This window comes from Photorhabdus aegyptia (assembly GCF_000612035.1).
Taxonomy (GTDB): Bacteria; Pseudomonadota; Gammaproteobacteria; order Enterobacterales; family Enterobacteriaceae; genus Photorhabdus; species Photorhabdus akhurstii.
On sequence record NZ_JFGV01000043.1, the window covers coordinates 21,286 to 45,102 of the forward strand.

At 42.6% G+C, this 23,817-nt stretch carries 27 protein-coding genes; 16 read left to right on the plus strand and 11 right to left on the minus strand.

Features of this window, described 5'->3' with window-relative positions:
• The first annotated feature begins 51 nt into the window (after positions 1 to 51).
• The gene (gene polA, locus BA1DRAFT_RS13940; RefSeq protein WP_036780226.1) at positions 52 to 2,841 is read left to right on the plus strand and encodes a DNA polymerase I; all 2,790 of its coding nucleotides are present in this window, start codon (positions 52 to 54) and stop codon (positions 2,839 to 2,841) included.
• A 91-nt stretch (positions 2,842 to 2,932) separates the two neighbouring features.
• Here the strand turns inward: polA and BA1DRAFT_RS13945 are convergent, their stop codons facing one another.
• On the minus strand, positions 2,933 to 3,538 hold the full coding sequence (locus BA1DRAFT_RS13945) for an RCC1 domain-containing protein (RefSeq protein WP_051560794.1): 606 nt from the start codon (positions 3,536 to 3,538) through the stop codon (positions 2,933 to 2,935).
• Between the two features lie 161 nt (positions 3,539 to 3,699).
• A complete protein-coding gene (locus BA1DRAFT_RS13950; protein WP_036780228.1) occupies positions 3,700 to 4,995 on the minus strand; it encodes an RCC1 domain-containing protein in 1,296 nt (431 codons plus the stop codon).
• A 906-nt stretch (positions 4,996 to 5,901) separates the two neighbouring features.
• Here BA1DRAFT_RS13950 and spfP point away from each other — a divergent pair.
• A complete protein-coding gene (gene spfP, locus BA1DRAFT_RS24825; protein ID WP_438361642.1) occupies positions 5,902 to 5,949 on the plus strand; it encodes a small protein SpfP in 48 nt (15 codons plus the stop codon).
• 81 nt (positions 5,950 to 6,030) lie between these two features.
• Here spfP and yihA read toward each other — a convergent pair whose 3' ends face one another.
• Positions 6,031 to 6,663, minus strand: a complete 633-nt coding sequence (gene yihA, locus BA1DRAFT_RS13955; RefSeq protein ID WP_036780230.1) for a ribosome biogenesis GTP-binding protein YihA/YsxC — start codon at positions 6,661 to 6,663, stop codon at positions 6,031 to 6,033.
• 307 nt (positions 6,664 to 6,970) lie between these two features.
• Here yihA and ppiA point away from each other — a divergent pair, with 307 nt between their 5' ends.
• The gene (ppiA, locus tag BA1DRAFT_RS13960) at positions 6,971 to 7,540 is read left to right on the plus strand and encodes a peptidylprolyl isomerase A (RefSeq protein ID WP_036780232.1); all 570 of its coding nucleotides are present in this window, start codon (positions 6,971 to 6,973) and stop codon (positions 7,538 to 7,540) included.
• An 86-nt stretch (positions 7,541 to 7,626) separates the two neighbouring features.
• On the opposite strand, the gene BA1DRAFT_RS13965 is transcribed toward ppiA, so the two are convergent.
• A complete protein-coding gene (locus BA1DRAFT_RS13965) occupies positions 7,627 to 7,977 on the minus strand; it encodes a YcgJ family protein (RefSeq protein ID WP_036780235.1) in 351 nt (116 codons plus the stop codon).
• Positions 7,978 to 8,221: 244 nt separating this feature from the next.
• Between BA1DRAFT_RS13965 and BA1DRAFT_RS13970 the strand changes: the two genes are divergently transcribed.
• On the plus strand, positions 8,222 to 8,797 hold the full coding sequence (locus BA1DRAFT_RS13970; protein WP_036780237.1) for an aminodeoxychorismate synthase component II: 576 nt from the start codon (positions 8,222 to 8,224) through the stop codon (positions 8,795 to 8,797).
• A gap of 123 nt (positions 8,798 to 8,920) precedes the next feature.
• Positions 8,921 to 10,132: a bifunctional acetylornithine/succinyldiaminopimelate transaminase gene (gene argD / locus BA1DRAFT_RS13975; RefSeq protein WP_036780239.1), complete on the plus strand. Its 1,212-nt coding sequence runs from the start codon at positions 8,921 to 8,923 to the stop codon at positions 10,130 to 10,132.
• 49 nt (positions 10,133 to 10,181) lie between these two features.
• Here argD and crp read toward each other — a convergent pair whose 3' ends face one another.
• Complete coding sequence (gene crp / locus BA1DRAFT_RS13980) at positions 10,182 to 10,814, minus strand: cAMP-activated global transcriptional regulator CRP (protein ID WP_010848517.1); 633 nt, start codon at positions 10,812 to 10,814, stop codon at positions 10,182 to 10,184.
• A 320-nt stretch (positions 10,815 to 11,134) separates the two neighbouring features.
• Here crp and BA1DRAFT_RS13985 point away from each other — a divergent pair, with 320 nt between their 5' ends.
• Positions 11,135 to 11,542 (plus strand): OsmC family protein, encoded by a 408-nt coding sequence (locus BA1DRAFT_RS13985; RefSeq protein ID WP_036780242.1) that lies wholly within the window; start codon positions 11,135 to 11,137, stop codon positions 11,540 to 11,542.
• Positions 11,543 to 11,667: 125 nt separating this feature from the next.
• Here the strand turns inward: BA1DRAFT_RS13985 and BA1DRAFT_RS13990 are convergent, their stop codons facing one another.
• The 3 genes from BA1DRAFT_RS13990 to BA1DRAFT_RS14000 are packed head-to-tail and all read right to left on the minus strand — an operon-like array spanning position 11,668 to position 13,751.
• A complete protein-coding gene (locus tag BA1DRAFT_RS13990) occupies positions 11,668 to 12,537 on the minus strand; it encodes a phosphoribulokinase (RefSeq protein ID WP_036780244.1) in 870 nt (289 codons plus the stop codon).
• Positions 12,538 to 12,555: 18 nt separating this feature from the next.
• The gene (locus BA1DRAFT_RS13995) at positions 12,556 to 12,774 is read right to left on the minus strand and encodes a YheU family protein (RefSeq protein WP_036780247.1); all 219 of its coding nucleotides are present in this window, start codon (positions 12,772 to 12,774) and stop codon (positions 12,556 to 12,558) included.
• Entirely contained in the window at positions 12,771 to 13,751 is a 981-nt protein-coding gene (locus BA1DRAFT_RS14000; RefSeq protein ID WP_036780250.1) for a hydrolase, read from the minus strand. The genes BA1DRAFT_RS13995 and BA1DRAFT_RS14000 overlap by 4 nt, the downstream gene beginning before the upstream one ends.
• Before the next feature lie 104 nt (positions 13,752 to 13,855).
• Between BA1DRAFT_RS14000 and BA1DRAFT_RS14005 the strand changes: the two genes are divergently transcribed.
• The 5 genes from BA1DRAFT_RS14005 (at position 13,856) to tauD (ending at position 18,069) form a co-directional block, all read left to right on the plus strand.
• Positions 13,856 to 14,464 carry a LysE family translocator gene (locus BA1DRAFT_RS14005; RefSeq protein WP_036780252.1) on the plus strand — a complete coding sequence of 203 codons (609 nt, stop codon included), beginning with the start codon at positions 13,856 to 13,858 and terminating at the stop codon, positions 14,462 to 14,464.
• A gap of 124 nt (positions 14,465 to 14,588) precedes the next feature.
• Complete coding sequence (tauA, locus tag BA1DRAFT_RS14010) at positions 14,589 to 15,608, plus strand: taurine ABC transporter substrate-binding protein (protein ID WP_051560795.1); 1,020 nt, start codon at positions 14,589 to 14,591, stop codon at positions 15,606 to 15,608.
• Complete coding sequence (gene tauB / locus BA1DRAFT_RS14015; RefSeq protein WP_036780255.1) at positions 15,595 to 16,362, plus strand: taurine ABC transporter ATP-binding subunit; 768 nt, start codon at positions 15,595 to 15,597, stop codon at positions 16,360 to 16,362. The genes tauA and tauB overlap by 14 nt, the downstream gene beginning before the upstream one ends.
• On the plus strand, positions 16,359 to 17,207 hold the full coding sequence (tauC, locus tag BA1DRAFT_RS14020) for a taurine ABC transporter permease TauC (RefSeq protein WP_036780257.1): 849 nt from the start codon (positions 16,359 to 16,361) through the stop codon (positions 17,205 to 17,207). The genes tauB and tauC overlap by 4 nt, the downstream gene beginning before the upstream one ends.
• Positions 17,200 to 18,069, plus strand: coding sequence for a taurine dioxygenase (gene tauD / locus BA1DRAFT_RS14025; protein WP_036780259.1), 870 nt, complete (start codon positions 17,200 to 17,202; stop codon positions 18,067 to 18,069). The genes tauC and tauD overlap by 8 nt, the downstream gene beginning before the upstream one ends.
• Before the next feature lie 150 nt (positions 18,070 to 18,219).
• Here the strand turns inward: tauD and murP are convergent, their stop codons facing one another.
• The gene (gene murP / locus BA1DRAFT_RS14030) at positions 18,220 to 19,671 is read right to left on the minus strand and encodes a PTS N-acetylmuramic acid transporter subunit IIBC (RefSeq protein WP_036780261.1); all 1,452 of its coding nucleotides are present in this window, start codon (positions 19,669 to 19,671) and stop codon (positions 18,220 to 18,222) included.
• 26 nt (positions 19,672 to 19,697) lie between these two features.
• Positions 19,698 to 20,603, minus strand: a complete 906-nt coding sequence (gene murQ / locus BA1DRAFT_RS14035; RefSeq protein ID WP_036780263.1) for an N-acetylmuramic acid 6-phosphate etherase — start codon at positions 20,601 to 20,603, stop codon at positions 19,698 to 19,700.
• A gap of 202 nt (positions 20,604 to 20,805) precedes the next feature.
• Here murQ and BA1DRAFT_RS14040 point away from each other — a divergent pair, with 202 nt between their 5' ends.
• Entirely contained in the window at positions 20,806 to 21,021 is a 216-nt protein-coding gene (locus tag BA1DRAFT_RS14040) for a hypothetical protein (protein ID WP_036780265.1), read from the plus strand.
• 36 nt (positions 21,022 to 21,057) lie between these two features.
• Here BA1DRAFT_RS14040 and BA1DRAFT_RS14045 read toward each other — a convergent pair whose 3' ends face one another.
• Positions 21,058 to 21,537 (minus strand): Hcp family type VI secretion system effector, encoded by a 480-nt coding sequence (locus tag BA1DRAFT_RS14045; protein ID WP_036780268.1) that lies wholly within the window; start codon positions 21,535 to 21,537, stop codon positions 21,058 to 21,060.
• 342 nt (positions 21,538 to 21,879) lie between these two features.
• Between BA1DRAFT_RS14045 and BA1DRAFT_RS14050 the strand changes: the two genes are divergently transcribed.
• The 4 genes from BA1DRAFT_RS14050 to BA1DRAFT_RS14065 all read left to right on the plus strand — a co-directional run bounded on the left by BA1DRAFT_RS14050 (position 21,880) and on the right by BA1DRAFT_RS14065 (position 23,741).
• On the plus strand, positions 21,880 to 22,092 hold the full coding sequence (locus BA1DRAFT_RS14050; protein WP_036780271.1) for a hypothetical protein: 213 nt from the start codon (positions 21,880 to 21,882) through the stop codon (positions 22,090 to 22,092).
• 80 nt (positions 22,093 to 22,172) lie between these two features.
• On the plus strand, positions 22,173 to 23,042 hold the full coding sequence (locus BA1DRAFT_RS14055; protein ID WP_200868787.1) for a hypothetical protein: 870 nt from the start codon (positions 22,173 to 22,175) through the stop codon (positions 23,040 to 23,042).
• Positions 23,032 to 23,433: a DUF1240 domain-containing protein gene (locus BA1DRAFT_RS14060; protein WP_036780274.1), complete on the plus strand. Its 402-nt coding sequence runs from the start codon at positions 23,032 to 23,034 to the stop codon at positions 23,431 to 23,433. The genes BA1DRAFT_RS14055 and BA1DRAFT_RS14060 overlap by 11 nt, the downstream gene beginning before the upstream one ends.
• 47 nt (positions 23,434 to 23,480) lie before the next feature.
• Positions 23,481 to 23,741, plus strand: a complete 261-nt coding sequence (locus BA1DRAFT_RS14065; protein WP_082303689.1) for a DUF1240 domain-containing protein — start codon at positions 23,481 to 23,483, stop codon at positions 23,739 to 23,741.
• Positions 23,742 to 23,817 lie beyond the last annotated feature (76 nt).

A 23,817-nucleotide genomic window follows, 5' to 3' on the forward strand; every position in this document is an offset into this window, starting at 1 on the left:
ATCCTATTTCCTTATCACACCCGTAACAAATACAGATAATGAAGAAGATTTATGGCTCAGATAGCAGACAATCCCCTGATTTTGGTTGATGGCTCCTCATACCTTTATCGTGCTTATCATGCTTTCCCTCCGCTGACAAATAGCGCAGGGGAGCCGACCGGAGCCATGTATGGTGTATTGAATATGCTACGCAGCTTGATAATGCAGTACAAACCAAGCCATGTAGCGGTGGTATTTGATGCTAAAGGCAAAACTTTTCGTGATGAATTGTTCGCTGAGTATAAGTCTCATCGTCCTCCTATGCCGGATGATCTGCGTACTCAGATAGAACCGCTACATCAGATGGTCGAAGCTATGGGATTACCATTGCTGGTGGTGCCAGGAGTAGAAGCTGATGATGTTATCGGGACTTTGGCGTTACAAGCAGAAAAAGAGGGACGTGCGGTACTTATCAGCACTGGCGATAAAGATATGGCGCAACTGGTAACGCCAAATATCACTCTTATCAATACCATGAATAACACCATTTTGGGGCCGGAAGAGGTCGTTGAAAAGTATGGTGTGCCGCCAGAGTTGATTATCGATTTTCTGGCATTAATGGGAGACTCTTCTGACAACATTCCTGGCGTACCTGGCGTAGGAGAAAAAACCGCGCTGGGATTACTGCAAGGGATTGGTGGCATGGATGATATCTTTGCCAATCTGGATAAAATTGCCGGGCTCAGTTTCCGTGGGGCGAAAACGCTGGCGGATAAGATGGTGCAGCATAAAGATGTCGCTTATCTCTCCTATCAACTGGCAACTATCAAAACCGATGTTGAGTTGGATAAAACCTGCGTTGCTTTGTCAGTCAAAGAGCTTGATACGGAGAAGCTGCATCAGTTGTTTTCTCGTTATGAGTTTAAACGCTGGTTAAGTGATGTGGCAAACGGTGATTGGCTGGCAGAGAAAGGCAAAAAACCGGTATCCACTGGCAATGATGAATCATCTCCGACGGAGGATAAATCTGCGGCGGCCACACTCTCTTCTGATAATTATCAGACTATTCTTAATCAGCAAAGCTTTGATGAGTGGATTGAGAAACTGAAAAAATCGCTGGTTTTTGCTTTTGATACTGAAACTGACAGCCTTGATACTTTAACTGCTAATCTGGTGGGAGTGTCATTTGCGATTTCTGCCGGCGATGCAGCTTATCTACCTCTAGGCCATGACTATCTGGGAGCGCCTGAACAACTTGACAGAGAAGTTGTGTTGGCGGCATTAAAACCGCTGCTTGAAGATAGTAACCTGCTGAAAATTGGTCAGAATATTAAGTTTGATCGTGGCGTGTTGGCGCGTTACGGCATTGAACTGCAAGGCATTGCTTACGATACTATGCTGGAATCTTACGTACTTAATAGCGTTGCAGGCATGGGTCGGCATGATATGGATAGCTTGGCTGAACGTCATTTGAATCATAAGACCACGACTTTTGAAGAGATTGCTGGTAAAGGTAAAAATCAGCTCACTTTTAATCAAGTCCCGGTGGAACAGGCCGCAATGTACGCCGCAGAAGATGCAGATGTTACTTTATTGCTGCATCAGGCTATGTGGCCGCAATTGGAGAAAGCGCCGACGCTAGAAAAAGTATTCCTGAATACAGAAATGCCACTGGTTATGGTGCTTTCCCGCATGGAGCGTACAGGTGTACTCATTGATGCAAATATTTTGGCTGAGCATTCAAAAGAGATTACTGCTCGTCTGGATGAGTTGGAAAAAGAAGCACACGAATTAGCAGGTGAGGTTTTCAATCTGGCTTCGCCAAAACAGTTACAGACGATATTGTTTGAAAAATTGCAATTGCCGGTGGTAAAGAAAACGCCAAATGGTGCGCCATCCACTAATGAAGAGGTATTGGAAGAGTTGGCAGATACCCATGCATTGCCGAAAGTGATCTTAGAGCATCGTGGGTTGGCAAAATTGAAATCCACTTACACCGATAAACTACCACAAATGGTCCATCCGCTGACCAAACGGGTGCATACTTCTTATCACCAAGCGGTAACGGCAACCGGGCGTCTCTCTTCACGTGATCCTAATTTGCAAAATATTCCTGTCCGTAATGAAGAGGGCCGCCGCATTCGTCAGGCATTTGTGGCTCCTGAAGGTTATCGGATTATGGCCGCTGACTATTCTCAGATTGAGTTGCGGATAATGGCTCATTTGTCTCAAGATCAAGGGTTGTTGAAGGCTTTTGCTGAGGGGAAAGACATTCATCGGGCAACGGCGGCGGAAGTCTTTGGTTTGCCGTTGGAACAAGTAACCAGTGAGCAGCGCCGTAGTGCCAAAGCGATTAACTTTGGTTTGATCTATGGAATGAGTGCATTTGGTCTTTCCCGTCAGTTAGGTATTCCTCGCGGTGAAGCTCAACGCTATATGGATCTCTATTTTGAGCGCTATCCGGGGGTATTGGCGTATATGGAGCGTACTCGTAAACAAGCGGAAGGGCAGGGTTACGTTGAAACGCTGGATGGTCGTCGTCTTTATCTGCCAGATATCAAATCTCGCAATGCCATGCGCCGTAAGGCAGCAGAGCGTGAAGCTATTAACGCGCCAATGCAGGGAACTGCGGCGGATATCATCAAAAAAGCGATGATTGCGGTGGATGACTGGATTGTCAGTGAAGCGCCGAAAGTTCGTATGATTATGCAGGTGCACGATGAGCTGGTATTTGAGGTTCATGAATCAGAACTTGAAAATGCAGAACAGAAAATTCGTGAATTGATGGAGAAGAGTATGGTGCTTGATGTTCCATTGAAAGTAGATGTAGGTATCGGTGACAATTGGGATCAGGCGCATTGATATTCTGAGTTAACCCGCGATGGCTGAGCTATGTATTTGGCTCAGCCTTTTTTGAACTGTTCACCATAAACAGCAATGTTTAATAGTTCTGCTAATCATAGTCACCATGTGCTCTGGTGTCACCGCCTCCCCAAGCTACTCTCTTGCCATTTTCCCGTATAGCTATAAATGTCAATTGTGTTGCACCTAGGCTGATAATATCTTTCAATTTGGCAATTTCGGGTGGCATTCTTCCGCCTAAATAAAGATCTCCCCAAGAAACCACACTGCGGTCTTCCCGCAGAGCTGCGAATGCTCCACGTGTTGAACTCAGATTGACGATATCTTGTAGTTGGGCAATTTCGGGTGGGAGCTGACCACCATAATTCTCATCTCCCCAGGCAACCACGCTATGATTTGCCCGTAGCGCTGCGAATGCACGGTTAGTTGCACTCAAGCTGGTGATATCTCGCAATGCAATAATCTCAGGGGGGATTAGGCTGCCATGATTGTCACCGTCCCACCAGTAAAAGGGGCTTTCCCAAGTGATTACACTGCCATTTTGTAATAACATGGCGGTTACTCTTTCATTGGTGACAATATAGCTATTATTATGATCAATGTTACTATCATTACTATATCTTGCAGATTTACAGTATTGTTTTATAAAACTATCGTCAGTATTTATATCTGGTGAGAAATCATTAGGTTGATTCATATTACTCTCCTGATAAGGTCGTATCGGATTTACCTTTGCCCATAGGGAGTTTGTTGTCGTGAAACTTGCTTACCCTTACGGGCTAAGTTGGGGGGCCGCTTTCGTTTAGGGATATCAATGGTCTTCTTATTTGTGATGAAAATATAATGTCTAATAGCCAGCTAATTATATTCGCCATGTTCTAAAAGATCTCCTCCGCCCCAGCCGACTCTCCGGCCGTCTACTCGCAAAGCTGAAAAAGCAGTGGCTGTTGAATTCAGACTGACAATATCTTTTAATTTTGCGATCTCGGGGGGAACATAACCACCATGTTGTCCGTGTCCCCAGGCGACTACACTACCGTTTGCTCGCAGCGCTGCGAATGCTCCCTCTGTTGAACTTAGGCTGATGATATCTTTTAGTTGAGAAATCTCGTATGGAATTTGAACTCGATTATCCTTACCCGAATCTTCCCAGCAAACTATGCTGCGATTCGCCCGCAAAGCTGTAAATGCATCTGCTGTTGTACTCAAGCTAACAATATCCTGTAGTTGGGCAATATCGGGTGGGATACAGACATTATGATCCGGAAGTCCCCAGGCAACCACGCTACGGTTCGCCCGTAGCGCCGCGAATGCTTGATTTGTCGTACTCAGACTGACAATATCGTTCAGTTTAGCAATTTCGGGTGGAATTATACTTCCCAAGGCAACTACGCTACGATCTGCCCGCAGCACCGCGAATGCATAGCTAGCTACACTCAAACTGACGATATCTTTTAGTTGGGTAATTTCGGGTGAGGCTATTATGCCGCTGGTCCAAGCAACCATGCTACGGTCTGCCCGTAAGGCTGCGAATCCCCCTCCTATTGAACGTAGACTAACAATGTCCTGTAGTTGGGCAATTTCGGATGGGAGATTACCACCAGAACTCAGATCTCCCCAGGCAACTACGCTACGGTTCGCCCGTAGCGCTGCGAAAGAAAAAGTTGTTGAACTCAAGCTGACGATATCTTTTAGTTGGGCAATTTCGGGTGGAATTATTATACTGCTCCAAGCAACTATGCTGCGGTCCTCTCGTAGCGCTATGAAATAAAAAGGGGTTGAACTTAGGCTGACGATATCTTTTAGTCGGGTAATTTCGGGTGAAACTGGGTCGATGTCTCCCCAAATAACCACACTACGGTCCGCTCGTAGCGCTGTAAAAGCATAAGTTGTTGAACTCAGGCTGACGATATCCCGTAGTTGAGCAATTTCAGGCGGAACATAGCCGCCAAACCTTGTATTCCCCCAGGCGATGACACTACCATTTTTCAATAGCATGGCAGTTGCTGAGAGAGTAGATGCAATAACTCTGTTGTTGCTGTTAAATGAATATTTTTTCCAATAAAGTGGCCAATTATCTTCAAATGCATATCCTTCCCAAGAAGAACTATTATCATTACTTGTGTTTGGTGATGAGTTATCATGTTGGTTCATATTGCTCTCCTGATAAGGTTGTATTGGATTTACCTTTGCCCGCAGGGAGTCTGTACAGTGACACTTACCCTTTGTGGGCTAAGTTATATTGCTACTTTAATTAAGTAATATTAATTGGTTAATGTGGAAAAGTGTAATAAGAAAAAGCTATCAGATGATTGTATGGCTGATATATTTTTGCAAAACAAAGCTCTCATGAGCTGTGATATTATGTTTGGTATTTGTTTAAGTATTTGAAATAAAACAAGTTGTATCCAGTTTATTCGTGTTTCCCTAGTTTTCTAACTGGGGAGATACAACGATTGTTTCTAAATTAGATTTTTTTGTTTTAACGTTATTTTAGTTTATTCATTTAAATAATACTTATATAAATCATCTTTCCTCCCTACGCATAAGTTTCGAATTCATCGTTAATAATGACTTTTTTGCATGGCAACTAAGGATCAGATAAATCATATAAATTTCTTCTTTTGAGTCATCCTCACATGTTTTTACCCTGATATTATCTCGGAATATCTGTGGTTCTATGTGATCCAATTTCAATCCTGGTTTTGGCTCTTATGGTTTCTCCTTCTTTGACCGATATCTTGTAGCTGGGTAATTGCAGAATGAAAGGGTAGATAAGTGTAATGTGAAACGGTTCCTGGGTGGTTTTAAGTTCATGTGTTGCTGTAAGGTCAACATAGCTAATGTAATATTTTTTGTACGCATTAGTACTGATTTGTTGTCCATGTAATGCATATTTAGATCCAGATCGCATAAATATGTAATTAAACTACATTTCATGGTGTCAAAATGAGCAAAATTCCTAGCTGAATCGAGATAATTTATGAAAATAAATTACAAAAAGGCTTTTTCTAATAAATAAAATAGGGTAGAGTTATTGGCGTAGGGTACAGAGGTAAGATGTTCTATCTTTCAGACCTTTTACTTCACGTAATCGGATTTAGCTGAATATTAGCTGCCCCAGTCAATTTTGACTGGGGCATTTTTTTCAACTGAATTTAACACGTAAGTGTATAAAGAAAGGATGGATTAACTATGGTTTTCAACTTGAGCGGCTTTCTGGCTGAACCACATATCCAGTTTCTGTTGTAGTTTATCAATACCGATTTTTTTCGGGGCCGAGAAATATTCCACTTGAATATCCCCATTAAGCGCGAGCAGGGCGTCACGGACCTTATTCAGTTGACTTTTACGGGCGCCGGATGCCAGTTTGTCGGCTTTAGTCAACAACACCATAACCGGTACTTGCATTGTGACTGCCCATTGGATCATCTGCTGATCAAGATCTTTCAATGGGTGACGGATATCCATTAGTACGACCAGTCCGATCAGGCATTCGCGTTTTTGCAGATATTCACCCAATGCTTTTTGCCATTTGCGTTTCATCTCTTCCGGCACTTCGGCATAACCATAACCCGGTAAGTCAACCAGGCGAATACCTTCTTCTACTTCGAATAAATTGATGAGTTGCGTTCGGCCAGGCGTTTTACTGGTACGGGCGAGGCTTTTCTGGTTCGTCAGAGCATTCAGAGCGCTAGATTTACCTGCATTTGAGCGACCGGCAAACGCGACTTCAATGCCCATATCTTGAGGCAGATGGCGAATATCAGGTGCGCTCGTGATAAAACGGGTCATATGATAGTTGTGGTTTTTGATGGTCAAAATGATTATCTCCCTGAGAAATGCACTGAATATATGGCAAAGGAGATTATACCGATAGCCACTGTTGGTTGACAGGATTAAAAATAATGACATATTTCTGATGGGTTGAACTGAGCTTGCTATTTTGTTAGCGATGATGATCCGGTTTGTGAAATAAAATCTAACCTATTATTGCAAGGATAAATTTTTCTTTAAAGCCCCCGTCGATTGATAGCGTAAATGTAGGTAAATATTGAGCACGATGTTGAAGAGATTATTAGAATTGATTTAATTTGTGTTGTTGACCTTAATAATATAGGAACCCAGAATGTTTAAACGTATTTTAGTAGCACTTGTAACTGCATGTTCTCTGAGCGCAATGGCGCCTCTGGCTTTGGCTGTGGGAGAAACCCATGTGAAGCTGACCACAACGGAGGGTAATATTGAACTGGAATTAAATGACCAGAAAGCGCCAATTACAACGAAAAACTTTATTGAATACGTCAATGAGGGTTATTACAACAATACAATCTTCCATCGGGTAATCCCTGGATTTATGGTGCAGGGTGGCGGTTTTACCAAAGATTTACAGCAAAAAGCGACTAAAGCCGCTATTAAAAATGAGGCAGATAATGGACTGCGTAATTTACGCGGAACTATCTCTATGGCACGTACCGCCGATAAAGACAGTGCTACCAGCCAATTCTTTATTAATGTAGCGGATAATGCTTTCCTTGATCACGGTCAGCGTGACTTTGGTTATGCAGTATTTGGTAAGGTCGTAAAAGGCATGGATGTTGTGGATAAAATCTCTCAAGTCAAAACGGGAAACGTTGGTCCATATCAGAATGTGCCGGTTAAGCCTGTCGTTATTCTATCTGCGGAGATTATTCCTTAATTTTATTATCTTGATTGTGGTAGTTTCTAGTTAACTCTCATCAGATTGAAAAACTGGCCTGCATTAAATGAAGGCCAGTTTCGCCGTTATTCATACATCTTTTGGGTAAATTCTTTATTTACTTCGGTTTGTGGATAATATCTGTCTTTGTAACATTTTTTCTCTTTACTCTCACAATGTACCCCATTACTTAAAGTGTAAGATGAAAAGTCAATATATTGCCCATCACCAAACTCTTTTTTCAGGCGTCCTGCGGCTTTTTTCCCTAAATACCTTTCGGTTAATTTTATCGATACCCCTTGTTGATCAGCGCAATATTTTCCTTTTTTATCACAAACCACCCCTTTTTCCGGGAAGAAAATGTTGGCAGTTTTAGTCACAGCCAGCGTGGAGAAGGACAGTAAAAAAAGAGATGCTATAATCAGTTTTGTCTTCATAACAATTACCTTTACTTATTGAATATCAAAATAGAGCCTATGTTTTGTAGGGTATGAGAGTAGGTTGATTGAGGAAAAAATAGCCATCTATTTTGTTATACTATGCTACAAATATTGATGTGCTATGATAGCCGCCCCGTTGTCGCGAGGCCGTTTTACCTGGAGCCATGTTGTGCAGGATAAACAAATTGCAGGAGTGGCAGGGCAACAAATACAGCGATAAAAATGAGTAGGATAGACTCCTATGTTACTAATAATAGATAACTATGATTCTTTTACATATAACTTATATCAATATTTTTGTGAATTGGGTACAGATGTTTTAGTTAAGCGCAACGATGAATTGCAACTTGAAGATATTGAGAGGTTGATGCCTACTCATTTGGTGATTTCCCCAGGTCCTTGTACCCCAAATGAAGCCGGAATTTCTCTGGAGGCGATTTCTCATTTTTCGGATAAATTGCCGATTCTTGGTGTTTGCCTTGGGCATCAGGCAATTGGGCAGGCGTTTGGCGCCAGCGTGGTAAAAGCCAGGGAAGTGATGCATGGAAAAACTTCTGCTATTCACCATAATCAGCAAGGTGTGTTCAAAGGTCTTAACCGGCCATTAACCGCGACGCGTTACCATTCATTGGTGATTGCCGCAGAGACATTACCGGCCTCATTTGAAGTCACCGCATGGAGCCAGCATAATGGCAATGTCGATGAAATTATGGGCATTCGTCATCGCACTCTACCGTTGGAAGGGGTACAGTTCCATCCTGAAAGTATTCTCAGTGAACAAGGTCACCAGTTACTGAGCAACTTTCTGAGATATTAACCAGATATCGATAATTTCTTCATTTATCCACCTTTTTCATTTGCCCATCTTTGATTTTTTATGCATATTCAGTGATTATAATTTCACTTCTGAATGGTGTATATATAAAAAACGGGTGGGAAAATGAAGGGGCATGCCGCAGTAAATAGAAACACATACGATCAAGTTATGTTGCCAATTTATTCACCGGCGCAGTTTATTCCGGTGAGAGGGCAAGGTAGTCATGTATGGGATCAACAAGGGAAAGAGTATATTGATTTTGCGGGGGGGATTGCTGTTGTGGCTTTGGGCCATTGTCATCCTGCGTTAGTGGATGTTTTGAAGCAGCAAGGGGAGAAACTTTGGCATATCAGTAATATTTTCACCAATGAACCCGCTTTGATTCTGGCGCGGAAACTGATTGATGCGACTTTTGCTGAGCGGGTATTTTTTGCCAATTCAGGAGCGGAAGCGAATGAAGCGGCACTTAAACTGGCTCGCCACTATGCAATTACTCGTCACAGCCCCTATAAAACCAAAATTATCGCATTTCATCAGGGTTTTCATGGTCGCACCTTATTTACCGTCTCTGTGGGTGGTCAGCCAAAATATGCTGATGGTTTTGGGCCAAAACCCGCGGATATTATTCATGTGCCTTTTAATGATTTAGACGCAGTGAAGGCCGTCATAGATGACCATACTTGTGCTGTTGTATTGGAGCCTGTTCAGGGAGAAGGGGGAGTTACGCCGGCAGCACCGGCATTTATTCGTGGGTTGCGTGAGCTTTGCGATAAGCATCAGGTATTGTTGGTGTTTGATGAAGTACAAAGTGGGATGGGGCGTACCGGTAAACTATTTTCTTATATGCATTATGATGTTACGCCGGACATCATTACCACAGCAAAAGCATTGGGAAATGGCTTTCCTATCAGCGCTATGCTGACGACAGAGAATATTGCTTCGGCGATGACGCCGGGAACTCACGGTACAACTTATGGCGGTAATCCGTTGGCTTGTGCGGTTGCAAATGTTGCTTTTGATATTATCAATACACCAACGGTTCTGGCGGGAGTTGAAAAACGCCATAATTTGATAGTGAATTTTCTGAATGATATTAATCAGAAATATTCGATATTTGGTGAAATCCGAGGAAAGGGCCTGCTGATTGGCGCTGAACTCAAAGCGCCGTATCGGGGAAAAGCAAAAGATATTCTGCAACTGGCGGCTGAAAATGGCTTGATGTTGTTGAGTGCGGGTGGTGATGTATTGCGTTTCACGCCTTCGTTGATTATCAGTGAAGAAGAGATTGCTCAGGGCATGGAACGGCTGGAACAGGCAATTAATCAGTTGGTGTAATTAAGTACAAGAAAAATCAGCGCAGGATTATGCGCTGATTAATCAAGCGTTAACGTGTACCGTAGACGACAATAGTTTTACCGTGTGCGGAGATCAAGTTTTGATCTTCTAGCATTTTCAGAATACGACCAACCGTTTCACGGGAACAGCCAACAATCTGACCAATTTCCTGACGCGTGATTTTGATTTGCATTCCGTCCGGGTGGGTCATTGCATCTGGTTGTTTCGCCAGATTCAATAAAGTTTGGGCAATCCGGCCGGTAACATCCAGGAAAGCCAAATTACCGACTTTCTCAGAAGTTGTTTGCAAACGGTTTGCCATTTGGGCAGATAAACGCATCAAAATATCCGGGTTTACCTGAATCAGTTGACGGAATTTTTTGTAGGAGATTTCAGCCACTTCACAGGCGCTTTTGGCCCGTACCCAGGCTGTACGCTCTTGCCCCTCTTCAAATAATCCAAGTTCACCAATGAAATCCCCCTGATTTAAATAGGAGAGGATCATCTCTTTGCCTTCTTCATCTTTAATCAAAACCGCAACAGAGCCTTTTACGATGTAGTAAAGCGTCTCTGCCTTTTCGCCTTGATGAATAAGCGTACTTTTAGATGGATATTTATGAATATGGCAGTGTGACAAAAACCATTCAAGAGTCGGGTCTGTTTGTGGCTTGCCGAGAACCATTCGTTTCATCCTCTGTTGTTATCGCTGCCTAAATAACACGAGAATCTAAAAGTTTCTCGTCAGGCTGGCTTATAAAGACACTAGCTTAACATATTGTTTGTTGAAAAACTGACAGATAAGGTTTTTATATAGGTTATCTGAAATTTGAACCTTACGTATTGATCTTAACCTATATATACCTGGCCCACTTCTGTTTTTAACACAGGAAAAGGCTTCTGTCTTGTCTTGTATTGTTTTCAGCATATTAAACTGCTCATTAGATTGCCAGTTTAATACTGAAAGAGTAGGCTTGAATGCAAAGAACGACTTAAGAGGTATTTATGCAAGCGCGGGTAAAATGGGTTGAAGGATTGTCTCTTTTGGGGGAGTCATCTTCCGGTCATCAGATCATGATGGATGGTAATGCCGGCGATAAGGCGCCGAGCCCAATGGAAATGGTATTAATGGCAGCCGGTGGTTGCAGTACGATTGATGTAGTTTCTATTTTGCAGAAAGGCAGGTACGACATAAGAGATTGTGAAGTAAAATTAACTTCCCGCCGTCGTGAAGAGGCGCCACGCTTGTTTACTCATATTAATCTGCATTTTATTGTTACGGGTAAGGATTTGACAGATAAAGCGGTGGAACGTGCCGTCATGTTGTCCGCGGAAAAATATTGCTCTGTTTCATTGATGTTGGGGAAATCAGTTGAAATTACTCACAGTTTTGAAATTAAAGATATAGATTGAAAAATTATTTCTTGGTTGGAAAATAACAACAGGTAACTAATATCTCAGTTACCTGTTTTTTTAACTGAATAATATAAGATGTAAATTTTAACTGCCGGATTTTCTCGATTTATCTCAGGCGCTGATTAACTAATTTTTCCCCCTTCCAGCAGTCGCTGTACCAATGGCGTCATAATTAATTCCATTGCTAATCCCATTTTTCCGCCAGGGACCACGATGGTATTAAGGCTTGAAACGAATGAGCCTTGTAACATGGCTAACAAGTATGGGAAATCAATTTGAGTCAGATCACGGAAGCGGATGACGATAAAACTTTCATCCAATGATGGAATGGCTTTAGCTGAAAATGGATTGGATGTATCAACGGTAGGGACACGTTGAAAGTTGATATGTGTGCGCGAGAACTGTGGCGTAATGTAGTTGATATAATCATCCATAGAACGCACGACGGAATCCATCACGGCTTCCTGCGAGTGCCCTCGTTCTCCGGTATCGCGGATCAGTTTCTGTATCCATTCAAGGTTGACAATCGGCACAACTCCCACTAGCAGATCAACATGACTGGCAACGTTATGTTGTGGTGTGACAACGCCGCCGTGCAGACCTTCATAAAACAGTACATCGGTCTGCTTGGGTAAAGATTCCCACGGCGTAAATGTACCGGGGAGCTGATTGTAAGGGACGGCATCGTCATAGGTATGAAGGTACTTCCGACGGCGGCCTTCACCGGTTTCACCATAATCAATCATGGTTTTTTCCAGCATGCCAAAATCATTGGCTTCCGGCCCAAAATAACTGATATGCCTGCCTTGCTCTTTGGCTTTACGGATTGCGGCATCCATTTCAGGGCGGGTATAGCGGTGGAAACTATCCCCCTCTATTTGTGCGGCACTGATGTTAAGTTGCTGGAAAATCTTACGGAAAGCTGAACTGGTGGTGGTGGTTCCGGCGCCGCTAGAGCCGGTAATTGCAATAATCGGATGTTTGGCGGACATACAGTAAACTCCATAATGTTAAGAATGGAACATTTCTTTTGGCACAATATTGATGCTCTCATGCAGTTCAGACCACACTAGCATAACATCTCCCCGTTCCAACTGACGGCGTATGTCAGTGACCTTCTGCTCCAGCGATTTTTCATCTTTGCCATAATCAGTGCCTTCCCGCAGGACAAAGCTCTCTATCAAATTTAGCAGAGTGTTTGGTTCCAGTTGTTGCCATGGAATAATCATTGTGGTTGCTCCAGATAAGATGACAGCCAACTTGGGATGCGTTGTTCCAGCCACATTTGTGGTTTCTTCAACGAACCACTGACAAAGCCGACATGTCCACCATATTCTGTCATTTGGTATTCAATATTTTTGGGTAACATTTTGAGATCAGGGATAACTTCCGGTGCCATAAAGGGATCGTCTTTAGCATGAATAATCAACAGTGGCACAGTAATATCAGGCAGACGCGGCAGAGCACTGCACTGGCGGTAGTAGTCCGCTGCATTTTTAAAACCGTGAATTTTTGCGGTTACAATTTCATCAAATTCTCGAATATGTTTCAATCTTTTTACCTGAGACAGATTTATGGGGAGTGAACCGGGGTAGCGTAACAATTTACGGGTGGCATTACGTTTCAGGCTATTAAGTAAATAGCGTTCATAAACCTGGGAAAATCCTTTTTCTATCCGAGAAGAACAGGCTTCCAGCATCAAAGGGGCGGAAACAATGACGGCAGCATTGATCTGGGCGTTTGTTTTTTCTTCTGCCAGATAGCAGGCCAGCATATTACCGCCGACTGAATAACCTACGGCTGAGGTGGGCGCATCACCGTAGGCCTGTTTTAACCAACTCAGAAAATAACGGGCATCGCTTGTTTCGCCGGAATGATAGAGACGTTTTTGGCGGTTCGGTTCACCACTGCATCCGCGGAAATGCATGACAACCCCAAGCCAGCCTTTTTCTTGGCAGATATGGAGCAAACCGTGGGCATAAGGGCTGTGGAAACTGCCTTCCAGACCATGAAACAGGATCAGTCGCGGCTTATGTGCTGCGGTGGCGGGATCTTCACTCCACGCCAGATCAACAAAATCGTTATCCGGTAAATTAAGTCGTTGCCAATATGGTTGCAGTTCAGGATACCGCCGCACCAGACGCGGGAGTAATGTCTGCAAATGCGGATTACTGGCTCCGGTTAGAGGACGAAAGATATCGGTCATAATGGTTTCGAGTTAAATTGATTAGTTATCTTGTATGGTGAATAACATACTGATATTTTCTGTGAAAGGGAAACGCCATTATTCAGGATGAAAGGAAACGCTTCATGACAGCAAGCCTGATTTTTTCATTAACGACTTTTTTGTTTATTTCTGCCATTACCCCGGGTCCAAACAACATGTTGTTGACTTCATCAGGCGCTAACTTCGGTTTTACCCGTTCTTTGGGTTTGCTCTTTGGCGTTGTTTTGGGCATGCAGACGATTTTATATCTGGCTGCTTTCGGAATAGCGGCGTTACTGTTGGTCTATCCTGCTATTCACACGGTGATGAAAATAGCAGGTAGCCTCTATTTGCTGTGGTTAGCATGGAAAACAGCAACGGCCAGTTACCGGCGTCTGGATACCAAAGACAGCGCTGTTATCAAGCCGGTACGGTGGTATCAAGGTTGGTTGTTGCAGTTTTTAAATCCCAAAGCCTGGTTGATGGGGTTGGGTGCGGTTGGCAGCTACAGTATTGCCGGTGATCACTATCTCTATTCCATCATCGTGATCAGTATTGCAGTGATGTTTATTAATTTCTTGTGCGGCATGGTGTGGGCGGGTTTTGGTTCGTTGATAGGGACGTTACTCCGTAGTCGCAATGCTTGGTTTATTTTCAATATCATGATGGGCGTATTAACGGCAACTTGTGTGCCATTAATCTGGATTGGGTAATTCAAGCAGTTAATTGCGTTTTTAGTTATAGAAAATATTATTTTATTCTTTTTTACTTTAGCAAATATCTACAACACTTACTCTGATGTACCTCGTCTTTAATTATGACATTGGAGGTGTTTAAGTGGGTAGATCCGCTCTTGTGGTTTATCTTTTTTTTCTGGCGCTCTTGCTATTGGCTCCCGCTGTTCAGGCGAACAGTCAGCAAGTCACGATTGCTTATCAAACTTCACCAGAGCCGGCAAAAGTTGCTCAGTATAACGGCGATTTTGCCCGGCGATCGGGTGCTGATGTTCAATGGCGGAAATTTGACAGCGGTTCTGCGGTGCTGCGAGCGTTAGCTTCTGGTGATGTGCAGATCGGCAATATGGGTTCTAGTCCGTTAGCGGTTGCTGCCAGCCAAAAATTGCCGGTAAAAATTTTTCTGATTGCTTCCCAGTTAGGGCAATCGGAAGCACTGATTGTTAATCAAAAAATCACTGAACCTTCTCAGCTTATCGGCAAACGAATTGCCGTTCCTTTCATTTCCACCGCCCACTACAGCCTGTTGGCGGCATTACATCACTGGCAGATAGATCCAAAGCTGATCAAGATTATTAATCTACAACCACCAGCGATTGTTGCTGCATGGAAGCGCGGTGATATTGATGGAGCTTTTGTCTGGTTACCTGCCGTGAATGAATTAGCTGCAACGGGCCGTGTACTGACCGATGCAGCACAAATTGCTCAATGGGGAGCGCCAACGCTGGACGTATGGGTTGTTCGTAATGATTTCGCGGAACAACATCCTGAATTGGTCACGATATTTGTGAAAAGTGTGCTGGATGAAAATCAGCGCTATCTGACTTCTCCTGAAAAATGGTTGGCAAATAAAAAGAATATTGCGGCGGTATCGAGATTGAGTGGGTTAGCGGAAGACAAAATCAGTCAATGGATACTCACCAATCGTTATCTGAATGCTGATCAGCAGTTGAGTTTATTAAAGTCAGAAATGGCGAAAGTGATTCGTGATACGGCTAGATTTCTGCAACAACAGGGTAAAGTTTCACAGGTTGCTGATAATTATCAAGATTATGTGACGGATAAATTTATCAAGGAGATCGTTTCATCAACCATAACAGGGGGGAACGATGCTACAAATTAGTGGCTTAACAGCCAGATATCAGGACGAAGAAGTTCTTCGTGATATCAGTTTTGATATTACCGCCGGGCAATTTGTGGTGATCCTTGGGCCATCCGGTTGTGGCAAAACAACCTTGTTGAATCTGATCGCGGGTTTTCTCACCCCTTTCTCCGGTGATATTTGGCTAAATGGTAAACCAGTAACTGGTCCCGGAGTGGAGCGTGGAGTGGTGTTTCAACATGAAGGATTGATGCCGTGGCTGAAGGTACTGGATAACGTGGCTTTGGGGCTGAAATTTGCCGGTGTGCCTAAAAAACAGAGATTGGAGACCGCTCGGCAGATCATTCATCAAGTTGGTTTGAGGGATTGCGAGGATAAATATATTTGGCAACTGTCTGGCGGCCAGCGACAGCGGGTGGGTATTGCGCGTGCATTGGCGGTGGAACCTCAACTGTTACTGCTGGATGAGCCGTTTGCAGCGCTTGATGCTTATACCAGAGAACAGATGCAGGAACTGTTGCTGACTATCTGGCGTGACAGCAAAAAACAGTGTCTGTTGATTACTCACGATATTGAGGAAGCCATATTTATGGCAACTGATCTCTATTTAATGGAATCTTCGCCGGGAAGAATTGTTGAACGGATTACCCTCGATTTTGGTCAACGATTTGCAGATGGAGAATGTAGCCGCAGTATTAAATCTGATCCCGATTTTATTATCTGCCGTGAATACGTGTTGGAACGCGTGTTCAGATACCGGAGGGCTTTGGTATGACTCTTTATCAGGAACAGGAAGCCGGTGTGGTGGCATTGCTGAAAAATAGTAAAAGACGTTTTAAACCGATTCCTGTCGGGGTGTTATGGCGATTAATTACCGTGGTTACTTTATTATTTATCTGGTGGCTGGTGACAACATTGAGCTTGATTGAATCCGTATTATTACCGGCGCCGGGTCAGGTGGTACATCAATTAATAACCGCAGCGAGTGAACAAGGGTTTATGGGGGCGACATTATGGCAACATTTAGCCGCCAGTTTGAGCCGAATGTTGCTGGCTTTATTAGCCGCGGTAGCCATTGCTATTCCGGTAGGAATAGCAATGGGGCTGAATGAAAAAATCCGGGCAGTGATAGATCCTTTGATTGAGTTATACCGACCTGTCCCGCCGTTAGCTTATTTACCCTTGATTGTCATTTGGTTTGGGATCGGGGAAACCTCAAAAATTTTACTGATCTGGCTGGCAATTTTCGCGCCGGTGACGTTATCTACCGTGGTAGGGGTACAAAATGTTGAGCAAGTGCGAATAAGAGCGGCCCAGGCGTTGGGCGCCAGTCGTTGGCAACTATTGAAACACGTCATTCTGCCTAATGCTTTGCCGGAGATATTGACTGGCCTGCGTATCGGGCTTGGTGTTGGCTGGTCGACTTTAGTGGCCGCAGAACTGATTGCCGCCACACAAGGGTTAGGTTTTATGGTGCAATCGGCGGGTGAGTTTCTGGCAACTGATATGGTGGTGGCGGGAATCATTGTCATTGCGCTGATTGCATGTGGCTTAGAGTTGGGGTTGCGGGCCATTCAACGTCACTTAATGCCGTGGCATGGGGTAAACAGTCATGAATGAACGTCTAAACATCATCCCGTTGGGACCTTATATTGGCGCGCTGGTGGAACAGACCGATCTCACTAAGCCGATGACAGATATTCAGTTTGAACAACTGTATCACGCACTGTTAAAGCATCAGGTATTATTCTTTCGTAATCAACCTATTACACCAATACAGCAACGTGATTTAGCAGGCCAATTTGGTGATTTACATATTCATCCGGTTTACCCTCATACACCAGAAAGTGAAGAGATTATTGTTTTGGATACTCATGACAACAATCCGCCTGATAATGATAACTGGCATACGGATGTGACTTTCATTGAAACACCACCGATGGGTGCCATTTTGGCGGCTAAAAAAGTCCCGCCGTTTGGTGGAGATACGCTGTGGTGCAGTGGTATCGCTGCGTTCGAAGCATTGTCAGAGCCTTTCAAAACATTGCTGATAGGGCTGGAGGCGGAGCATGATTTCACTAAATCTTTTCCTGAACATCGACATCGAAGTTCTAAAGATCAACATCAGCGCTGGCTAGCGGGTAAAGAGAAAAACCCGCCTCTGTTACATCCGGTTGTCAGGACACATCCTGTTTCTGGTCGTTCAGCACTGTTTGTTAATGAAGGCTTCACCACCCGGATTGTTGGCCTTAGTGATAAGGAGAGTGAAGCGATTTTGAACTTTCTATTTGCTCATGTTACTAAACCTGAGTTTCAGGTGCGTTGGCGCTGGCAGGAAAATGACATTGCTATCTGGGATAATCGGGTGACTCAACACTATGCTAATGCGGATTATCTGCCTCAGCGCAGGATTATGCACCGAGCAACGATTCTGGGTGACAAACCGCGTTATTTTTATAGCGCCAATGAAAAAGTGAGTTGATATACCTTATGGATTTCAAGATGCATCGCGACGGCAAGGGAGCGAATCCCCGGGAGCATAGATAACTATGTGACCGGGGTGAGTGCAGCCAACAAAGAGGCAACTTGAAAGATAACGGGTATAGTGAATGAAAGGAATCATTCACTATCATCAGGTCAAATCGACATTCTTACTGCCAAATAGCAAAGTCATGACAAAGCCGCTGATATAAGCAACTACTAGCCCGGCGGCGTACACTACCATTCCGACAAAAATACCGCTGTTCGAGGTCATCAGTGGCAGTGCTACCAATCCAGATGGACCAAAAACCGTATTCAACCCAACAGGTAATCCCAAATAAGCCACTAAACCGATAAAGAAACCACCGACGGCACCGCCCAAACAGGCGGTGATAAAAGGTTTAATCCGTGGAAGTGTGACGCCGTAAATCAAGGGTTCACCGATGCCGAGCAAGCCAGGAATAATGGCGCCTTTTATCTGCGTGCGCAGCAGAGAGCCTTTTTTCGCTTTGACATACAGCGCCAGCGCTGCGCCAACCTGTCCGCCGCCTGCCATTGCCAGGATTGGGAACAGAGAATTAAAGCCTTGTGCGTCCATGAGTGCGAAATAGACGGGAACAAACCCTTGGTGAATACCAAACATAACAGCGAGTAAAAATAGCCCGGCCAATATCGCCGTGCCAAAAGGATTACCGTTAAGGTGAAGGAATAACCATGACATGCCGCTAAATAGATAACTCCCCAATGGCATGATAAAGATAAAGGCAATGGCTCCCATGATTAGCAGAGTAATAGCCGAAGTGAGGATCATATCCAGATTATCTGGAATGATCTTACGCACTTGCCGTTCTACCCATGCTCCCAGAATAGCGGCGATAAGAACGCCGATAATATTGCCGCGTGGATCGATGCTATAACCAAAGAAAGTAGAAATACCGGAATAAAAACCGCTGGTGGCATCTGGGTTATAACTGAGCACAAACAGCGAAGCAATAATGGCACCGTTTATTCCCGAACCACCAAATGCCTTTTGCGCGTTATAACCGATCAGAATACTCAGAAAACTGAATATGCCTTTACTGAAAACTTTCATATAGCCGATGATTTCAACCAAAATGGTATTAGGGTGTTTAACACCTTGAATGGCTATCTGTTCAAGTAAAGTGGCAAAACCGAGAAGTAAACCAACGGCAATGAAACCGGGGATCAATGGCGTAAAAATGGTAGCGAATTTGGTCAGGAATTTATGTACCGCACTTACCTGTTTCTCTTTAAGTTGCTTTTTATTAGCAGAAGCAATATTGGTTAAATCAGTGCCGCTTGGTTTTGATTGTTCTGTAGGGGGAGAAGAATTTAGTAATTCATTCATTATTTCAGCCGCTGCTTGAGCTTTTCCCGGCCCAAGCACAATCTGAAACTGATTGTCGCTTTCGACAATACCTAACACATTGGGGATCTGTTTTAGCGCGGTTTTATCCACTTGCGTACTGTCACGCAGTGTTAGTCGCAGACGGGTCATACAGTTGCCACATTGCGCCACATTATTTGCATTGCCGATAGCTTTAAGGATCTGGGCAATGACTGTCTGATTAATTTTAGCCATCTTACTCCTCCTTAGCAGGGAAGTTGTTACCGAACGGCTGAGATCGTCGGTCGAATAAAACCGTGATGTTTTTCCAGTAAAGCCCTTGCTTGTTGAGCATTGACGCCAGCCAGAATCATCACAATGGCGGTTTTACAATGTCCATCACATTCAGCCAGTGCCTGCTCCGCTTGTTCACGGTTACATTCGGTGGCGGCCATAACGATATTTTTCTGCCTTTCAACCAGTTTGGCATTCGTCGCTTCTACGTCCACCATCAGGTTGCCATAAACTTTACCTGTACGGATCATGGCGCCGGTGGTCAGCATATTCAGAATTAGCTTTTGTGCTGTACCGGCTTTCATACGTGATGAGCCTGTGACGATTTCTGGCCCAACTATTGGTGTAATAGCGATATCGGCTGCTTGTGTCATCGGACTTGCCGGGTTGCAGCTAATGCAGGCAACGGTGGCGCCGACGGATTTCGCATACGCCATCGCACCCAAGACATAAGGTGTACGGCCGCTGGCGGCAATGCCAACCAGTACATCTTTTGCATTAAAGTTTAGCGCTTGAAGATCATTTGCGCCCAGTTGTTGGTTATCTTCTGCATTCTCAACCGCATGTAGAATGGCCTGATATCCACCAGCAATTAATCCAACCACTTGTTCCGGTTTGGTGCCATAAGTGGGTGGACACTCACTGGCATCCAAAATCCCTAATCGGCCCGATGTACCGGCACCGATATAAATTAAACGACCGCCGTGACGAAATGCTTCGGCAATTTTATCTACCGTTTCAGCGATTTTCGGCAAAGTTTGCTCTACAGCCAGTGCGACTTTTTTATCTTCATCGTTAATCAGTTTTAGCATTTCAAGGGTTGGTAAAGTATCAATATTGGCACTGACGGGATTGCGGCTTTCAGTGACCATACTGTTGAGATTGATTTTCATATTATTTTCCTAGTGGGAATATTCTTGAAGTGATAAATAGTTATTTACTCTTATTTGTCATAAAGAGCAAATTTGGTCAATGTTTCGATAAAAGTGATAGCTTTGTGAATGCATTTTATGGGGTGTAGAGCAAAAAGGGCTATAAATTGGGAAAAATGATATAATTTCTGCATTTGTTGAAATGATGAATTAGGATATTAATATGAATGAAAAAAGAAGGATGTTTAGTAAGGCATGGTTAAAGGATCTTTTTTTTATATGGATTAAAGATCTTTTATGGAACACAGTTCCTTTTATAGTGATTATAGCTTGGTCGGCTATGGCTGCCGGTTGTTTTCCTGATATGTGGGGTCGATTGACATTATTAGGTATTGTTGTTGTTACCATTTTTGTTTTTTTGCGTATTAGAAAGAGTTAAGCATATATAAATATATATGCTTAACTCGGTTTATTTTCAATAAACTCTATCATCCCATATACTGTAAGCAGATGTGCCGGCGGTTATGTGATTCCAAGATATGGATCTATATTTGAGAAAGACTTTTTCGTACGGCATCACTTCATTATCATTTATTGAGTGCGGGTAAACGCAAGCAATATCAGTAATACTCGCTTCTGTTAATTTGACCTCATAGAAAAGTTCTAATTGTCCAGCCATATTTGTTCTGTAAAAGAAGAAAATCGCATTGATTAGCTCGTTTGAAGATATTGCGGAGGCTAACAGCGGGGATGATTTATCTATTGGCTTGAGAAATTGTATAGGGTGATGATCGACATGTTGTTGGCGAGTTATCGAGTGCTTTAAACTCAATATTTGTATTTGATCTTCGTGCCCATTTTGATATCGGTTCCCTATAGAGTCTAGCGTTGAACAACCGGCAGAAATTAAACCTTGCGTCTTACCATTTAACGATAAATAGATTATATGTGACATAAGCGATTACCATACAAATTCTTTATTTAAGTTACCTAAAACGATATGTTTAGGCTGTCAAGGTACGACCTTAACACTAAAATATAAAGAAATTAAGAGTTCAATGTTGGTTTTTTTCTTAAAGGATAGTATCAGTGATAAAAAATAAAAATTCTTTGATCGATGATGTATTTATTACTTTCACGCTTAAACATCAGCTGTTATTTTTGTGTTGCTATACAGGAACTTAACTGTTGGTATTCTACGGTTTTTTAATTTTTTGCTATTATATGGTCGACATGGCTATTTCTTATGTAATATAGTGCGGTATTTGAACCTTTAATTGTTAATGGGATTAGCCGTATGAACGATAGAGATAGACAACAGTTATTACAACAGCTCACCGACGTATTAATGAATAGTCCGTTAATCCCAGAGGAAAAACTGGCAATGATGATGATGCAGTGTTTTCAGCTATTATTGTCAACTCAAGCCAGTGCGATAGATATGAAGACTTCAGATGGCCGCGTCCTTTCACTCAAATTGGAAATGGAAGCTCCGGCGGTTAAACACTGATGTGATGATTTTTGATTTTAAAGTGCCTATCCCAATAGTCTTATTGGGATAGGCAGTAAGAATATTAAAAGGGTTTCACAATGACATATAAAAAATACAACCCCTCGCCAGAGGGCTATATGGGGGATTTCCTGAGAGGTCAGGTTGGGGTTAACCAATTAAAACCTCAGCATGAATTCTTTGATGCCATTGGTCTTGAAAAGCAGTTAAGAGAGAATACAACCTATATTGCGCTGCTATCGTTAGATGAAGCGAAAGATGTTCTGGAAGATATTGATTCGCCAAAACCAAAAAGTCCATTTATAAAGAAAATATTTGAGATTACCGATCCCATATCACCCTATGCAGGTAACATTCATGATTCTTTTGATCTCTTTAATGTTATAGGGGAATTTAAAAGATTAGGGATTAAAGCGACAGAGTATGTGGGTAAGGATGGAAATAGATATATTAAAATATCAGGTTATGCGGGCGTTAGAAAGATCATTACTGCTTCAAGATATAAAGCTTCTAACATGAAGGTGGTATCTATGGGGATTGGGCAGAAAGGATTAAATAGCGGCATAGTTAAAGGAATGAAGTTTAGTATATTCTTTTCTGCGGCTTATCGAACGGTTGAACTTATGTTTAAGGATGAATACACACTGGCTGATTTTCTAGGTAATATTGCGGTAGATCTGGCTAAGACAGTAGTAACAGCTTTTGTTTCTTGGGCTGTTGGGGCTTTGATGATATCTACATCTATTGTCACTTTTGGTGTAATTGTTGTAGCTGGTATTGTGTTTGGTATAGGTGTTTTCACAGTGTATATACTTGATAGTGTAGATAAAAAATTTAAAATTAGTGAAACTATCATTAATCTCCTCAAAAAAGAGATGGAAAGAAAACCAAGAATTCCAGAAGCTAATTTTAATCGGTTTCTTCATAATTGGGGGGTGTATGGAAAATAAAAAAAAGATTATACATATCACCGTTGCTGCTGCTACTTTTGTTTTAGTATCACTAGGGTTCTTTTTGACAGGAGAAAATCTGGTTTCTTTAGTTAAGATGGATGAGAAAATAACATTCTCAAGTAGTGTTATTATTATGTTATTTTTTTCTCCTTTGATTTGGTATTGTATGGTTTCTATTATTCTTTCTAATATAACAAACCGTTGCCCAAAGTACCATGATAGTTTTATAAAATACTTTGGTTCGATAGCCATTATTTCACTTTTTTTAAGTTTTCCTACATCTTTGTATGTGAATTATAAGTTAAGAAGTGATAACTATTTGGTATGTCCAAGAATATCTTGGATGTCTCCGAATACTTATGTAAAAGATATGAAGCTATGTGGTTGATATTGTTATATTTGACTTCAATCAATTTCTTCATAATTGGGGGCAGTATGGAAAATAAAAAAAAGATTATACGTATTATCGGTACTCTTGCTATTTTTATTTTGACGTTATTCGCTGTCTTTTTGGCAGGGGGAAATTTAGTTTCTTTAGTCAAAATGGATGAGAAAATAACATTCTCAAGTAGTGTTATTATTATATTATTTTTTTCTCCTCTGCTTTTTTATTCTTTCTTCTTTATTATTTTTGTCAGTATAACTGGTCGCTATCCTAAGTATCATGATAGTTTTAATAGGGGCTGTCCTAGATAAGTAATTTGATCTAGGATATCCAAATGAGAAAAAGTCGGATTAGCCAATACAAGCAAAAACGTCTTCAGGAGCTTTT

What these genes read in the sequence shown, in the direction of transcription:
- polA (WP_036780226.1), top strand. Translation starts at nt 52, where the DNA reads ATGGCTCAGATAGCAGACAATCCCCTGATTTTGGTTGATGGCTCCTCA.
- BA1DRAFT_RS13945 (WP_051560794.1), bottom strand. Translation starts at nt 3,538, where the DNA reads ATGAATCAACCTAATGATTTCTCACCAGATATAAATACTGACGATAGT.
- BA1DRAFT_RS13950 (WP_036780228.1), bottom strand. Translation starts at nt 4,995, where the DNA reads ATGAACCAACATGATAACTCATCACCAAACACAAGTAATGATAATAGT.
- ppiA (WP_036780232.1), top strand. Translation starts at nt 6,971, where the DNA reads ATGTTTAAACGTATTTTAGTAGCACTTGTAACTGCATGTTCTCTGAGC.
- BA1DRAFT_RS13965 (WP_036780235.1), bottom strand. Translation starts at nt 7,977, where the DNA reads ATGAAGACAAAACTGATTATAGCATCTCTTTTTTTACTGTCCTTCTCC.
- BA1DRAFT_RS13970 (WP_036780237.1), top strand. Translation starts at nt 8,222, where the DNA reads ATGTTACTAATAATAGATAACTATGATTCTTTTACATATAACTTATAT.
- argD (WP_036780239.1), top strand. Translation starts at nt 8,921, where the DNA reads ATGAAGGGGCATGCCGCAGTAAATAGAAACACATACGATCAAGTTATG.
- crp (WP_010848517.1), bottom strand. Translation starts at nt 10,814, where the DNA reads ATGGTTCTCGGCAAGCCACAAACAGACCCGACTCTTGAATGGTTTTTG.
- BA1DRAFT_RS13985 (WP_036780242.1), top strand. Translation starts at nt 11,135, where the DNA reads ATGCAAGCGCGGGTAAAATGGGTTGAAGGATTGTCTCTTTTGGGGGAG.
- BA1DRAFT_RS13990 (WP_036780244.1), bottom strand. Translation starts at nt 12,537, where the DNA reads ATGTCCGCCAAACATCCGATTATTGCAATTACCGGCTCTAGCGGCGCC.
- BA1DRAFT_RS13995 (WP_036780247.1), bottom strand. Translation starts at nt 12,774, where the DNA reads ATGATTATTCCATGGCAACAACTGGAACCAAACACTCTGCTAAATTTG.
- BA1DRAFT_RS14000 (WP_036780250.1), bottom strand. Translation starts at nt 13,751, where the DNA reads ATGACCGATATCTTTCGTCCTCTAACCGGAGCCAGTAATCCGCATTTG.
- BA1DRAFT_RS14005 (WP_036780252.1), top strand. Translation starts at nt 13,856, where the DNA reads ATGACAGCAAGCCTGATTTTTTCATTAACGACTTTTTTGTTTATTTCT.
- tauB (WP_036780255.1), top strand. Translation starts at nt 15,595, where the DNA reads ATGCTACAAATTAGTGGCTTAACAGCCAGATATCAGGACGAAGAAGTT.
- tauC (WP_036780257.1), top strand. Translation starts at nt 16,359, where the DNA reads ATGACTCTTTATCAGGAACAGGAAGCCGGTGTGGTGGCATTGCTGAAA.
- tauD (WP_036780259.1), top strand. Translation starts at nt 17,200, where the DNA reads ATGAATGAACGTCTAAACATCATCCCGTTGGGACCTTATATTGGCGCG.
- murP (WP_036780261.1), bottom strand. Translation starts at nt 19,671, where the DNA reads ATGGCTAAAATTAATCAGACAGTCATTGCCCAGATCCTTAAAGCTATC.
- murQ (WP_036780263.1), bottom strand. Translation starts at nt 20,603, where the DNA reads ATGAAAATCAATCTCAACAGTATGGTCACTGAAAGCCGCAATCCCGTC.
- BA1DRAFT_RS14040 (WP_036780265.1), top strand. Translation starts at nt 20,806, where the DNA reads ATGAATGAAAAAAGAAGGATGTTTAGTAAGGCATGGTTAAAGGATCTT.
- BA1DRAFT_RS14045 (WP_036780268.1), bottom strand. Translation starts at nt 21,537, where the DNA reads ATGTCACATATAATCTATTTATCGTTAAATGGTAAGACGCAAGGTTTA.
- BA1DRAFT_RS14050 (WP_036780271.1), top strand. Translation starts at nt 21,880, where the DNA reads ATGAACGATAGAGATAGACAACAGTTATTACAACAGCTCACCGACGTA.
- BA1DRAFT_RS14055 (WP_200868787.1), top strand. Translation starts at nt 22,173, where the DNA reads ATGACATATAAAAAATACAACCCCTCGCCAGAGGGCTATATGGGGGAT.
- BA1DRAFT_RS14060 (WP_036780274.1), top strand. Translation starts at nt 23,032, where the DNA reads ATGGAAAATAAAAAAAAGATTATACATATCACCGTTGCTGCTGCTACT.
- BA1DRAFT_RS14065 (WP_082303689.1), top strand. Translation starts at nt 23,481, where the DNA reads ATGGAAAATAAAAAAAAGATTATACGTATTATCGGTACTCTTGCTATT.